This window comes from Natronomonas halophila, assembly GCF_013391085.1.
GTDB lineage: Archaea > Halobacteriota > Halobacteria > Halobacteriales > Haloarculaceae > Natronomonas > Natronomonas halophila.
Genome location: NZ_CP058334.1, coordinates 2,808,084 through 2,821,610 on the forward strand (window position 1 = coordinate 2,808,084; position 13,527 = coordinate 2,821,610).

Genomic DNA, 13,527 nt, shown 5'->3' on the forward strand with positions numbered 1-13,527 from the left:
CAATCGAGCGGAGTGGTAACGAAGGTTTATTTATTGCTTGGAATCCGAAGGTACCGCGTGAACTCGACTCATGGATGTAGCTGAGACATACTCGACCAGCAGGCGAGTCCTCGTTGAACGTCCGGCTGTCGCGCTGTTGGGCGTCGTGCTTCTGTACCTGCTCGTCGACTTGATACTGAAAGCGGCGAACGTGTCCGTACAACCCCGCGGCGTTCACCTCATCGGTGGTGAACTCCCGCTTACGAATCTGGCCCGCTTCCTGCTTGATGGCCTCATCGTCGGGTTGGTCGTCGGCCTTGCCGGGGTCGGACTTTCGATGACGTACAGCATTCTCAACTTCGCCAATTTCGCTCATGGGGATTACATCACGACGGGCGCCTTCTCCGGCTGGCTCGTGGCGTACATCGTCGGGTTCGCCACGCTCTCGGTCGACGCGCCGTTCCGTGATATCTTCATGTTCAACGAAACGTCTCTCATCTCGGTCACGAACGCACCGCTTGCGGTCGTGCTCGGCCTCATCGCGTCGGGGCTTGGGACCGTCGCCGTCGTCCTCCTGCTCGACCGGTGGGTCTACCGGCCGATGCGCGACAAGGGCGGTATCCCGCTTTTGATTGCCTCTATCGGTGTCGCGTTGGCGCTGCGGTACGCCATCGTCTTCGTCTTCGGCACCAGTTCGTCCGGGCTGACGTCGACCAGCGCCATCCCGCAGTTCGATATCCCGGTCGGTGAGGGGTCGGTTCCTATCGACCTCCACGAAATCACGCTTATCATCGCCGCCGTCGCGCTCATGTTCGGCATCCACTTCCTGCTGCAGCGGACGAAACTCGGCAAGGCGATGCGCGCGATGGCTGACAACAAGGACCTCGCGCAGGTGACCGGCATCCCGACCGAACGCGTCATCCGCGCGACGTGGATTATCGGCGGCGGCCTCGCCGGTATCGCCGGCTTCCTCATCGTGCTCGAACGGGGCGTCATCAGCTTCAACATGGGCTGGCGGCTACTGCTGCTCATCTTCGCCGGCGTCATCCTGGGCGGTATCGGCAGCGTCTACGGCGCGATGGCCGGTGGCATCATCATCGGTATCGCCTCCCGGCTCTCGCTCGTGTGGATTCCGTCCGACTTCGCTCGCGTCGCTGCCTTCACCGTCATGATTCTCGTCTTGCTCTATCGGCCCGAAGGGCTGTTCGCGGGGGTGAAGACCGCATGAGCGTCGGTCAGCGGCTCTGGAGTGCCGTCCCCGACTCCATCAAGGAGGACGACAAACGACTCATCATCGCGCTTTTGGCCGGTACCTACCTCGTCTACGCCCTCTCACAGGTTTACCTCTCGTTCATGGCGAACGCGGCAATCGTACCGGCAGTCGCCAACTCCCTGCAGAACCTCACTTTCCTCATCGCCGTCTACGCCATCATGGCGCTGGCGTTGAACCTGCACTGGGGCTACACCGGCCTCTTCAACATCGGGATTGCCGGCTTCATGGCCGTCGGCGTCTACTCGATGTCGATTCTGGCCGGGCCGCCGGGTGGTTCCCCGCCCGGCTTCGGCCTGCCCGTCCCGATTGCCATCCTCGGCGCGCTCGTCATCACGGCAATCATCGGCGGCATCGCGGCGCTGCCGGCGCTCCAACTCGAAGCCGACTATCTCGCTATCGTGACGGTCGGCCTCTCGGAGATTATCCGACTCGTGCTCAACGCGGACTACTTCTCGGGGACGGTCACCGACCCCGAATCCGGCAGCTACAACGTCGTCGAGATATTCGGCCTCAAGTTCGGGACTGGGGGCGGACAGGGCATCAACACGCCGCTTTCCTCGCCGACGTCGTACATCTACGGGCCGGGGAGCGACCCGAACGCGCTCGGTCAGTTCGTCTACAGTCTCGGCGGATCACTCGGCGTCAACACCAGCGTCGTCAACGGCGCCACCTACGGCCTGTTCCTGCTGGTGTTCGTCATGACGGCCTACTACGTCCTTCTGGTCCGTATCGGGAACTCCCCGTTCGGGCGCGTCCTGAAAGCGATTCGGGAGGACGAACTCGTCGCCCAGTCGCTCGGCAAGGACACCCGCTGGTTCAAAATCAAGGTCTTCATGGTCGGCTGTGCGCTGATGGGTCTCGGCGGCATCCTCTGGCAGGGTTCGTACGGCTTCGTCAATCCCAACACGTTCCGCCCCATCGTGACCTTCTACATCTTCACGGCGCTCATCGTCGGCGGGTCGGGCTCGAACACCGGCAGCGTCGTCGGCGGCGCCGTCTTCGCGGCGTTCCTCTTCGAGGGGCCGCGGCAGTTGGCACGGGTCATCGAAGCCGGCATCGAGGCGCTTCTGGTCACGCTTTCCGGCCCCGGTGCCTCGATGCCCTCGCCGAGCAACTTCTATGTGGCCTTCACCACGCTGGACCCGCTGGGCTGGCTCGGGTACACCATCGGCAACATCAGTTCCCTGCGGTTCGTCTTCCTCGGTGTCGTACTCGTCTACCTGATGCAGAACCGCTCGGATGGCCTGCTCGGCCACCGGAAGGAAATCGCTGCCAGCGTCAACCTCAGTGAACGCGAGGGCAGCGCTGCGGCAGCCGACGGAGGTGAGACCGATGAGTGACACACCGAACGCCGCGGGCGGCCCCGAGGCGAAAGACCCCGAAGAACTGCCCGACGTCGAGGAAAGCGAAATCGAGAAAGCCGCACAGGAGACCCCCCGCGGGCTTCCCCTGCGCGTGCAGAACCTCGAAAAGCACTTCGGCGGTATCACCGCCGTCGACGGCGTCTCCTTCGAAGTCGAGGAGGGTTCGCTGACGGGCCTTATCGGCCCGAACGGCGCCGGCAAATCGACGACGTTCAACTGCATCACCGGCGTCCACGACGCCGACGGCGGGACGGTCCTGTTCAAAGGCGAGGACATCACGGGACAGAAGCCCTACGAAATCGCCAACCGCGGGCTGGTCCGGACTTTCCAGATCGCCCGCGAACTCGAGGAGATGACCGTCCTCGAAAACCTGATGCTCGCACCGCGCGGACAGATCGGCGAAAAGCTCTACAAATCGGTGACGCCCGGCCTTCGCGGCGACGTCATCGAACAGGAGGCGGACCTCCGGGAGGAGGTCTGGGAGACGCTGGAGTTCTTCGAAATCGACCACCTCGCCGAGGAGTACGCCGGGAACCTCTCTGGCGGCCAGCGGAAATTGCTCGAACTCGCCCGAGCGCTGATGGTCGACCCCGACGTCCTCCTGCTGGACGAGCCGTTTGCGGGCGTGAACCCGTCGCTGGAGGAGAAACTCCTCGACCGGATTCACGCACTCCGCGAGCAGGGCTACACGTTCCTGCTCGTCGAACACGACATGGACCTCATCATGGAGAACTGCGAACACGTCATCGTCATGCATCAGGGCAAGCTCCTCGCGGAGGGGCCGCCCGAAGAGATTCGGAGCAACGAACAGGTCATCGAGGCATATCTGGGTGAGGACGTATGAGCTCGGGAACTGGCGACCAGCGGGACGTCTCGGAAGCGAACGTCAATGCGACGGACTTCACGACGGCCGACGAGAGCCTCCTGCAGGTGGGTGACCTCGATGCCGGATACGGTGACCTGCAAATCCTCGAAGGCGTCGACATGAACGTCGAGGACGGCGAGTACGTCACCATCGTCGGCCCGAACGGCGCCGGCAAATCGACCGTGATGAAGTCCATCTTCGGGTTGACGAACCACATGGGCGGCACCATCGAGTTCGACGGCAAGGACATCACTGGCGAAAAGCCCGAGGACATCATCCACAAGGGGCTGGGCTACGTCCCCCAGTCGGACAACATCTTCTCGACGCTGACGGTGCTGGAGAACCTCGAAATGGGCGCCTACATCCTCGATGAGGTGCCACAGGAGCGCCTCGATGAGGTGTTCGACCGCTTCCCGATTCTGGAGGAACGGAAGGACCAGAAGGCCGGCACGATGTCCGGCGGCCAACAGCAGATGCTCGCGATGGGCCGGGCGCTGATGCTCGACCCCGACCTGCTGATGCTGGACGAACCCTCCGCCGGACTGGCACCCGACCTCGTCGACGATATGTTCGACCGCATCGACCGTATCAACGAGGCCGGGACGGCCGTCCTCATGGTCGAGCAGAACGCCAAGGAAGCCCTGCGACGCTGTGACCGCGGATACGTCCTCGTGCAGGGGCAGAACCGCTTTATGGACTCCGGGGACGCGCTGCTGAACGACGAGCAGGTCCGCCAGGAGTTCCTCGGCGGCTAACCCGGTTGCGGACGGCGGACTGTCGGTTTGCGGCTCTTTTTGAAAGAAAAAACTGGGTTTCGCTTACTGACCGAACGCGACGGAGTCGACTTCGGTGAAGTCGCGGTCCTGAACCTCGTAGATACCGTAGGAGACGGCGACCATGTCACCGTTGTCGTCGAAGTTCGTCGCCGACGAGGCACCCTGGTAGTTGATGTCGTCGCCGGCGTCGGCGGCCTCGATGGCCTCCGCGAGTTCGCCGGGGCCGAACTCCTCGCCTTCGGGGTTGGCGGCCCGCCGCATGTTGTCGCGGACGCCGGTCCCATCGTTTTCGCCGGCGTAGACGTTCGCGAGCAGACAGATGGCGGTTCCGTCGTACGCCTGGGCGTTGAAGACGCCGGGTGCGCGGTCGTACTCGTTCTCGTAGAGTTCGTCGAAGGTCTCGCGGCCGGGACCGCTGGATTTCGGCGCGGTACCGGTCACGTTGGCCATGTCGTTGTCGACGTTGTCCGGGAGTTCGTTGTCGATGAGGCCGTCCGTGACGACGATGTCCTCGCCGCTGTCGAAGTCGCTGTAGTAGTCACGGAACAGCTGGTTCCCCGACTCGGGGTAGCCGATGACGACCAGTAGGCTCGGGCTGTCGTTGAGCGCGGACTCCAGCTGGGAGGTGTAGGAGCTCTGCTGCTGCTCGAAGGAGACCTGCTGTTTGACCTCGCCGTCGTATTCGCTTTCGAACGTGTCGGCGAACGATTGCGAGAGCGCCTGCCCGTAGTCGTTGTTGACGTACATCGTCGCGGCGTCGGAGTTGCCGAGTTCTTCGGCGCCGACCTGCGCGATGACCTGTCCCTGCAGGGCGTCGGACGGGCACGTCCGATAGATATAGTCGTCGTCTTCGAGAGTCGTCACCGCAGGCGCCGTGGAGGACGGCGAACAGCCGACCGTCGAGTTCGGGATGAGCGACTGCTGGGTCACCTGCAGGTTCACACCCGAGGAGGCCGGCCCCGTAACTGCCGGATAGCCCGCGTCAATGAGGGCGTCGGCCCCGGAGATACCGGCTTGCGGGTTCGTCTCCGTGTCCTCCTCGCTGATGTCGATGGTGTAGTCGGTTTCGCCTTCCAGTTCCGCGGCCGGCAGAATGGCGCCGTCACGGATGGGCTGACCGAGGTTCGCGAGGTCGCCCGAAAGCGGGAGCAGGACCCCCTGTTTGAGCGCGCGGCTTCCGTTGCCGTTCCCGCCGCCGAGACAGCCGGCGAACGCGACGGTGGCCCCAGCGGCCCCGGCACCCTTCAATACATCACGTCGTTTGACGTTGCGTGGCATACCGGGTGGCTATATATACCGGTGGCTTATAAATGTGAGCCTCATACACATGGGTTGGGTATTTGAATCCCCGGTTGTTTCTCACCGGCGAGTCGTGGCGGTTGCGGGGGCGTTCAGTCGCTGAACTCGACGGCCGTGTTCTCCTCACGGCAGGTCTCCAGCGCGTGTTTCGCGGCCATGCCGGCCGACTGGGGGTTGTCCGCGGCCCCAACGCCGACCTTCAGGTCGACGCCGACGGCCTCCCGGACGTGTTGGATGGCGTCCGAGAAGCCCTCGTGGTCGATGTCGCTGCAGACCGAGATGATGTTGTCGCCGCCGACGAAAAACGAGGGCGATTCGTGGGCCCGCCACATGTACCGCATTAACTCGGCGTAGCCCTGTTCGATGTTGATGAACGAGTCGAACTCGTTGAGGCGGTCGGTGTATTTGCTGGTCGCGTCGTTGACGTCGAAGTGGGCGACCTGCACGTCCTCGTCGGTACGGGCCGACTCCGGCACTGGGTCCCCGCGGAGAATCTCGGTCCGGCCGCGGTCCTGTGCGCTGCCGGCCTCCTGCAACTGGTCGGTCGCGGTCCCGAGGGCCTGCCCCGGCGAGGGGTCGGCGGCGATGCTCAGGCTGACCGTCACCGGGTACCGGTTGCCCACCGATTCCTGAATCAGCGCGTGGGCGTCGGTATCCAGGCCGTTCGTCACTGCGATCATGTTGTCGAAGCGGGTAAAGAAGACGTAGCCGTCGCGGTTGCCGATGAGCTGCGAGAGGTCGGCGTAAAGTCGGGATTGCAGCGTCTGAAGGTCCGGCTCGCGGCGCGGCTCGGGCGTGACCGTCCACGGCCCGTAGTTATCTATCTGGATGAGCGTTACCTGCGTGTTCGTCACGCGTGGTGATTCGCGACGCGCCGGTATTTGCCTTACCATCCCGAGCGACCACGACGGCCTTTTGAGGATGCCAACCGAGCGTTCCCGCATGCTCATCGGTATCGCCGGCGGGTCGGGGGCCGGCAAGACCACCATCGCCCAGCAGGTCACCGAGGATGTCGCGGACGTCCGGGTGCTCCCCCTCGACAACTACTATCGGGACCGTTCGGCACTCCCGCCCGAAGAACGCGCCCGCATCAACTACGACCACCCCGACGCCTTCGACTGGGACCTCGTGCGTGACCACCTCGACGCCCTCGAATCCGGCGACCCAATCGAGATGCCGCAGTACGATTTCGAGGAGCACCGTCGCACCGACGAGACTGTCCACGTCGCTCCCGGGTCCGTCGTCGTCATCGAGGGTATCCTCGCCCTCTACGACGACGAGGTCCGGGAGCGTCTCGACCTCCGTCTCTACGTCGAGACCGACGCCGACGTGCGCGTCCTCCGGCGTATCCAGCGCGATGTCGAGGAACGTGGCCGCGACCTCTCCGGTGTCATCGACCAGTACCTCTCGACGGTCAAACCGATGCACGAACAGTTCGTCCGCCCGACCAAGCGGGACGCCCACCTCATCATCCCCGAGGGCGCCAACGAGAAAGCCGTCGAGTTGCTCAGGAATCGTATCGCGTAACTCCACTTTTTGCACCTCCTTCGCGCGCCTTCGGCGCGCTCACTCGGGCAAAAACGTGGTGAAAATATGCGCGACTCGCTCCTGCCGCGGGCCTACGGCCCGCGGTAGTCGCTCGTCGCTACGGCGCCTCACTACGTTCGGCGCCGGGAACCGCCTTGGGGGCGCTTGAAAAGCGCCCCCAAGGCGGATGCTGACCAAGATTCTTATATCAGCCTGCTAACGTCCAGTTCTCGTGTCGGTTATCTCGGCAGAGAATTGATGATGTCCGCGAGCGCGCTGAAAGCGCGCGAGCGGTTCGCCGCGCGACCGAAGGGAGCGCGGGACCAAGGCCCGACCATCGGGAGGGCCGCCGTGTCTTTTTCATCGAAGTTTTTGCCGCGAGGCGCGGCGAAGCCGCGCCGAGCGTGCAAAAAGTTCGCGTGCGAAAAGTGGCTATGCGTGCTTCTTCACGTCGATTTCCCACATACCTGCCGACCGCATCGCGCGGCCGGTGGCCTTGTGGAAGTCGACGATGTCCTCGAACTCGTCTTCCTCGACGTGTTCGAAGATGTCGTCGACGCTGACGACTCGTTCGTGGTTGAGACGGACGGGTTCGTCGCCGTGGTCTTCGACGAAGTCCGCCTTCTGCAGGGGGAAGTCCTCTTCTTCGTCGAGTTTCTTTGCGAGAACTGCCTGCCCGTACTTGCGTTTCCCCTCGGAGCCTTCCTCGCCGTCGGGGTCGTGGGGCCAATCCATACCTATGAGTCGGACACCCGTCCCAAAAGCGTTTCCGCTCCCGGTTGACGTTCGCGACGTTTGGACGGTTTTGTCAGAACCTTAAATCCCCGTCCTAACCCGGATGCTGACAGACCGGATTACCCCATGCAATACCTGAAACTCAGCCTCTCGCCGACGGAGCGTGCTGTTCACCCGATAGATCGATTTATCGGGGGTCACGATGCGATATCGCGTGAAGCGCTCTTGCACGTCGACGCCCGTGCGGACGGGACGACGGTCCTGTTATACCGTGTGACGGGCGACGGCGAACGGTTCGCCGAGGCCCTCGACGAGCGTCCGGACATCCACGACTACGAGGCCGTGGACCTGGCGGGCAACGGCTATCACGTCTTCGTGCAGGCCGACCAGACGTCCCGGGGGAACGTCCTGCTCGATGTCGCCCACGAACACGCACTCATCGTCGATACGCCGCTGAAGTTCACCGACGAGGGGCTCCGGGCGACGCTGGTCGGGACCCACGAGAACCTCCGGAACGCCCTCGGGGCGATTCCGGATACCATCGATTTCTCGGTGGACAACGCCGGGACGTACGTCCCGGGCAACGAGGACCTGCTGTCGCCGCTGACCGAGCGCCAACTGGAGGTCTTCGAGACGGCCGTCGAGGAAGGCTACTACGACGTCCCGCGACGCGCGACACACAAGGACATCGCCGACAACCTCGGCTGTGCGCCGTCGACGGTCGACGAACACCTCCGGAAGGCCGAGTCCCGCGTCGTGAGCGGATTGATTCAGTAGGCCGACTTGTCGTTTAGAAGGCGGAAAAACGGAAGACGACGACGTGGCCCTTATCTACAGTTCGACGCCGCTGGGGATGAGGCTCTCGCCGCGGAGGAGGTTCCCGTCGGCGTCGTAGACCAGCAGCGACGACATGTCGTAGGTGGCCAGATGGCTGCCGTCGGTTTCGAGGACGATGCGATACCGGTTGTCGTTGTCCTGGTCGGCGCCGAACTCGCGGGCGGCCTCGATGAACTCGAAGACGGAGTCGGCGTCGGCGTTCAACTCGAGGACGTACTCGCCGGTCATCCGGTCGGCGAGGGCGATGACGCCCTCGGGGTCGTCAGTTTCGAGGGGCTCTTTGAGACGGAAGGCGACGTCGACTTCGTCCTCGGAGAGGACCTCTCCGCCCTTGGTAAGCCGCGATTCGAGCTGGTCGGTCGGCCCCTCGTACGTAATCGTGACGACGGGCCGCTGTGGCTCGTCGGTAGCAACACCGTCGACGGTCAGAGTGAAATAATCACGCCGCATCCCTTTTGTATCGGTGCGTAGGGTGGCCGCGGACATGAACGTAACGCCCCAGGCGACGCCATCTCCCGATGCGATATCTTTTACCCGTTGCCCGGCGCGCGGTGGGGTATGTGGGTCCGCTCGGAGTACGCCGGAGAACTCGCCGTGTTATCAGCGTGGCTGTGCTCGCTCATGCCATGGGTCGTCACATACATCCCCGCCGGCACCCAGATTCGCATCCACTTCCCGTACGTCTTCGTCCAGTTCACCCCGACGCTGGCCAATTTCCGCGCGTTTTCGGTCTTCGTTCACGAGGGTCCGGGCGGCGCGGCAGCGGCGGCGACGGCGACGGCCTACCAACTGTGGGGCGTCGGCGCCGTCGTGTTGACGCTCGCGCTCGCATTGAGTATCGTCTACTACGTCTACGAGGAGCGACTCGAAGCCAAGGCACCGGTCGACCCCGTTCGGGTCATGGGCGTGCTTCTGGTCGGGGCGGGCGTGCCGCTGGCGGTCGGCTGTTATTACCTCTGGGTCGGGCTTGCCGTGTTCACGATTCCGGTGGGCGTCCTGTTCATGTTCTTCCTCGGTGGGTCGCTGCTGGCCGTCGAGCGGACGTGAGAACACGAGCACGTTTCCGTCCCGTAACGGGCGGGTGTTTTATACTGGGTGGCCGACTACAGAGGAACGAAACTGGGGGCTGTCAGGGAACCTAACAGATGGCACGCAATCAAAGCAAGGGGCCACTCGATTCCGTTCGTGAACAGTTGGTTCGGACCGTCGAGATGCTCCGTGGGTCACGCGTCCCCGACGAGCTATACCGTCCCGGCGAACACGAACACGTCGTCGAGGACCGGCCCTTCGAGGGCCGAGAAATCGACCGATACTGGTTGAACGCGCCGTTTTCCTACGCGGTCATCACCTATCAGGAGGACGACGACGAGCACCTCTATCACGCGGTCGAACCGCAACTGGACGGCTTCGAGACGGAACTGGTCGGCACCCTCTACGATGACGTTCGGACGCCGCTGCTCTACAACACGCGGGAAGGCAGTCCCGAGGAGGTCCTCCGGAAGGAACTCCGGACGCGTCTCGAACAGTACGGCATCGAGGTCGACGTCGCTGGCTTCTATCGGCTGTTTTACTACCTCTATCGACGGTTTCAGGGCTTCGGCCGGCTCGACCCCCTGATGCACGACCCCTACATCGAGGACATCTCCTGTGACGGCTACGACATCCCCCTCTATGCCTACCACGACGACTATCTGGACATCAAGACGAACGTCTCCTTCGCACAGGAGGAGCTCGACAGTTACATCGTTCGGATGGCCCAGCAGGCCGGCCGTCACATCTCGGTCGGCAATCCCGTCGTCGAGACGACGCTGCAGGACGGTTCGCGTGCCGAACTCGCTCTCGGCGAAGAGGTAACGCCGCGCGGGTCGGCCTTCACGATTCGGAAATACAGCGAGGAGCCGTTCACGCCAATCGACCTGCTGGATTTCGGCACCTACTCGCTGCAGCAGATGGCCTACCTCTGGATGGCCATCGAGCACAACAAGAACATCATCTTCGCGGGCGGGACGGCGTCCGGGAAGACGACCTCGATGAACGCCATCTCGATGTTCATCCCGCCGCGGTCGAAACTCATCACCATCGAGGACACCCGGGAACTCGCCCTGTACCACGACAACTGGCTGTCCTGTGTGACCCGCGAACGGCTCGACGAGGCTGCTAACGTCACGATGTACGACCTGCTGCGGTCGGCGCTCCGTCACCGGCCGGAGTATATCATCGTCGGCGAGGTCCGGGGCGAGGAGGCGATTACGCTCTTTCAGGCGATGAACACGGGCCACACCACGCTGTCGACGATGCACGCCGATTCGGTCCAGACGGTCATCAACCGCCTCGAAAACGAACCCATCAACGTCCCGCGGCCGATGGTCCAGTCGCTGGACGTGCTCTGTGTGCAGACGCTGGCCCGGTTCGGCGGCGAACGCGTCCGCCGCGCCAAATCGATCGCGGAAATCGAGGGTATCGACCAGCGGACCGGCGAACTCGACTACGCCAGCGCCTACGAGTGGCGGTCGGCCGACGACACCTACCGGGAGGGCAATCGGAACCTCATGGACGAAATCCGCGAGGAGCGGGGCTGGAGTCAGTCCGAACTGCTCCGGGAGATGAAGCGCCGCCGGACGTTCCTCAAATACCTTCAGGAGGAAAGCGTCAACCAGTACGAGCAGTTCACCGCGATGGTCAACAAGTACTACGCCGACCCCGAGACGGTAATGGACAAAATCGAAGGCGTCGAACTGGAACCGACCGAAGCCGAACCGAACCCATAGATGCTGCGTCTACTGCCGCTTTTCGCCGCGGTGTTGATCCTCTGTACGTTCCTCGTCGTGCCCTACAGCGCGCGCCTCGACGCTCTCCTCTCGCGGATAGCGTTCACGCTCTTCGACGGTGGACGGTTCCCGGTCAACAAGCGGCGCGAGCGGACGCTTCGTACCGCCTCCATCGGAACGCCCTATCGGGAGTACGCGACCAAAACGTATCTGTACACGTTCGGTACGGCGCTTTCGGGGGCTATTATCGGCATCTACATCGGGGCGGCGATACTCGCCGTCGCCGAGACGCTCGATATTTCGGCCCCGCCCTCGCTTGGGGTGTTCACCAACCTCCCCGACCTCTCGTGGGTGCCGTCGCTGCCCGGGATTTCCGGCATGGTCACCTTCGATAGCCTCGTTTTCCTGCTGTTTCTCGGGTCAAGCGCCGTCGTTGGATTCATCGGCGGCGTCGGTGCCTACACCGTGCGCTGGAAACTGCCGGAAATCCGCTCGGACACCCGCCGCCGACAGATCGACGCCGGGATGCCGCGGATGGTGGCGTTCATCTACGCGCTGACCCGCGGCGGGATGGCCTTTCCGGACGTGATGCGGGCGCTGTCCCGCAACGAGGGCGTCTTCGGTGAGGGCGCCTCCGAGGTCGGTATCGCCGTCCGAAACATGGACCTGTTCAGCGTCGACCTGGTGACGGCGGTTCAGGGCCTCTCCCAGCAGACCCCCTCCAACCAGTTCGAGCGGTTCTCGGAGAACCTCGGGAGCGTCCTCCAGAGCGGCCGCAACATTTCCACGTTCCTCAAGGAGGAATACGAGCGCTACCGGGAGGAAGCCGAAGAACAGCAGGAGGAAATCCTCGAATTGCTCGCGACGACCGCCGAGGTGTACGTGACCACCGTCGTCGCCGGGATGCTCTTTCTGGTAACCATCCTGCTTATCATCGGGTTGACCACGGGCGATACGCTGTTGATTATCCAAGCCATCGCCTACATCATCCTTCCGGCGGGGAACCTACTGTTTCTGGCCTACCTCGCCGAGATTACACAGCCGCTCCGCGCCTCGCGGGACAGCAGTCGCATCCTCGCGGCGGGTGAGGACACGGTCGGCCACGAACAGACGCTGGAGGCCGACGGCGGCCACGAGCGAGCGGGCTCGCGGGCGAACTGGGACCGGCTTCGCGCTTACGACCGGATTCGTTCGCTCCGAAGCACGCTGGCGGCACCGGTCCAGTCGGCCATCAACCAGCCGACGCTCGTCTTCTACGTGACCGTCCCGCTCGTCGTCGCCATTACCGCCTATCGGCTCCCCTCGGCGTTCGCCGACGGCACGCTGGACCCTCGCGTCCTCGACGACATCCTCGTGCAGTCGGCCCTCGTTCTGATGGCGACGTTCGCGGTCGTCTACGAGACGAGCCAGCGCCGTCTCCGCCGCCTCGAAGAGGCGGTACCGGACCTGCTGGAACGGCTGGCCAGCCTCAACGAGGCCGGTATCGCGGTCGTCTCCTCGTTCGACCGCGTCCGGAGCAGCGACGTCGGCGCTCTCGACGAGGAGGTCGACCGCATCTGGCGGGACATCCAGTGGGGCGCGACCGTCGCGCAAGCGCTGGACCGCTTCGAGGACCGCGTTCGGACGCCCTCGATTACGCGCGTGGTCACGCTCATCACGAACGCGATGCGCGCCTCGAACGAAATCGGGCCGGTGCTCCGTATCGCCGCCGAGCAGGCGCGGGCCGACCAGCGCCTCCGCCGGCAGCGCCGACAGGAGATGTTCACGTATCTCGTCGTCATCTACGTCTCCTTCATCGTCTTCCTCATCGTCATCATCGCACTGGATTACGTCCTCATCCCGAACCTGCCGGATACCGGCGCCATCTCCGGCCCCGGAACCGGTAGTTCCGGCTTCATCGGCGGCTTCGAGAGCGGCGACGTCGACGACTATCGACTGGCCTTCTTCCATACCGCCATCATCCAGTCGGCGCTTTCGGGGCTGGTCGGCGGGATGATGGGTGCGGGTTCCATCAAGGACGGCGTCAAACACTCGACCATCATGCTGACGGTAACCTACGTCATCCTGACGCTTTTGGGCTAATCGTCGCGCTCTTGTGACCGCC

13 protein-coding genes are annotated in these 13,527 nt (G+C 63.6%); 9 read left to right on the forward strand and 4 right to left on the reverse strand.

The features are described from left to right. Positions 1 to 70: 70 nt before the first annotated feature. Genes HWV23_RS14910 through HWV23_RS14925 form a run of 4 tightly spaced genes read left to right on the forward strand, consistent with a single transcriptional unit; the run spans position 71 to position 4,236 of the window. Positions 71 to 1,207, forward strand: coding sequence for a branched-chain amino acid ABC transporter permease (locus HWV23_RS14910; RefSeq protein ID WP_178291180.1), 1,137 nt, complete (start codon positions 71 to 73; stop codon positions 1,205 to 1,207). Then, a complete protein-coding gene (locus HWV23_RS14915; RefSeq protein ID WP_178291181.1) occupies positions 1,204 to 2,592 on the forward strand; it encodes a branched-chain amino acid ABC transporter permease in 1,389 nt (462 codons plus the stop codon). Before HWV23_RS14910 ends, HWV23_RS14915 begins: the two co-directional genes overlap by 4 nt. Continuing rightward, positions 2,585 to 3,460: an ABC transporter ATP-binding protein gene (locus tag HWV23_RS14920; RefSeq protein ID WP_178291182.1), complete on the forward strand. Its 876-nt coding sequence runs from the start codon at positions 2,585 to 2,587 to the stop codon at positions 3,458 to 3,460. The genes HWV23_RS14915 and HWV23_RS14920 overlap by 8 nt, the downstream gene beginning before the upstream one ends. Next, a complete protein-coding gene (locus HWV23_RS14925; protein ID WP_178291183.1) occupies positions 3,457 to 4,236 on the forward strand; it encodes an ABC transporter ATP-binding protein in 780 nt (259 codons plus the stop codon). The genes HWV23_RS14920 and HWV23_RS14925 overlap by 4 nt, the downstream gene beginning before the upstream one ends. A 63-nt stretch (positions 4,237 to 4,299) precedes the next feature. On the opposite strand, the gene HWV23_RS14930 is transcribed toward HWV23_RS14925, so the two are convergent. Together HWV23_RS14930 and HWV23_RS14935 are read right to left on the reverse strand one after the other, a co-directional pair. Further along, positions 4,300 to 5,535, reverse strand: coding sequence for an ABC transporter substrate-binding protein (locus tag HWV23_RS14930; protein ID WP_178291184.1), 1,236 nt, complete (start codon positions 5,533 to 5,535; stop codon positions 4,300 to 4,302). A gap of 113 nt (positions 5,536 to 5,648) precedes the next feature. Further along, positions 5,649 to 6,410: a GTP cyclohydrolase III gene (locus HWV23_RS14935; protein WP_178291185.1), complete on the reverse strand. Its 762-nt coding sequence runs from the start codon at positions 6,408 to 6,410 to the stop codon at positions 5,649 to 5,651. An 88-nt stretch (positions 6,411 to 6,498) separates the two neighbouring features. On the opposite strand from HWV23_RS14935, the gene udk reads away from it, so the two are divergent. Beyond that, positions 6,499 to 7,083 (forward strand): uridine kinase, encoded by a 585-nt coding sequence (gene udk, locus HWV23_RS14940; protein WP_178291186.1) that lies wholly within the window; start codon positions 6,499 to 6,501, stop codon positions 7,081 to 7,083. A 432-nt stretch (positions 7,084 to 7,515) separates the two neighbouring features. Here udk and HWV23_RS14945 read toward each other — a convergent pair whose 3' ends face one another. Beyond that, positions 7,516 to 7,818: a DUF5785 family protein gene (locus HWV23_RS14945; protein WP_178291187.1), complete on the reverse strand. Its 303-nt coding sequence runs from the start codon at positions 7,816 to 7,818 to the stop codon at positions 7,516 to 7,518. 126 nt (positions 7,819 to 7,944) lie between these two features. Here HWV23_RS14945 and HWV23_RS14950 point away from each other — a divergent pair, with 126 nt between their 5' ends. After that, the gene (locus HWV23_RS14950) at positions 7,945 to 8,595 is read left to right on the forward strand and encodes a helix-turn-helix domain-containing protein (RefSeq protein ID WP_178291188.1); all 651 of its coding nucleotides are present in this window, start codon (positions 7,945 to 7,947) and stop codon (positions 8,593 to 8,595) included. A 54-nt stretch (positions 8,596 to 8,649) separates the two neighbouring features. On the opposite strand, the gene HWV23_RS14955 is transcribed toward HWV23_RS14950, so the two are convergent. Next, entirely contained in the window at positions 8,650 to 9,105 is a 456-nt protein-coding gene (locus HWV23_RS14955; RefSeq protein WP_178291687.1) for a DUF5793 family protein, read from the reverse strand. A 108-nt stretch (positions 9,106 to 9,213) separates the two neighbouring features. On the opposite strand from HWV23_RS14955, the gene HWV23_RS14960 reads away from it, so the two are divergent. The 3 genes from HWV23_RS14960 to HWV23_RS14970 all read left to right on the forward strand — a co-directional run bounded on the left by HWV23_RS14960 (position 9,214) and on the right by HWV23_RS14970 (position 13,505). Further along, positions 9,214 to 9,702, forward strand: a complete 489-nt coding sequence (locus HWV23_RS14960) for a DUF7549 family protein (RefSeq protein WP_178291189.1) — start codon at positions 9,214 to 9,216, stop codon at positions 9,700 to 9,702. Positions 9,703 to 9,800: 98 nt separating this feature from the next. Continuing rightward, positions 9,801 to 11,423, forward strand: coding sequence for a type II/IV secretion system ATPase subunit (locus HWV23_RS14965; RefSeq protein WP_178291190.1), 1,623 nt, complete (start codon positions 9,801 to 9,803; stop codon positions 11,421 to 11,423). Further along, entirely contained in the window at positions 11,424 to 13,505 is a 2,082-nt protein-coding gene (locus HWV23_RS14970) for a type II secretion system F family protein (RefSeq protein ID WP_178291191.1), read from the forward strand. Positions 13,506 to 13,527 lie beyond the last annotated feature (22 nt).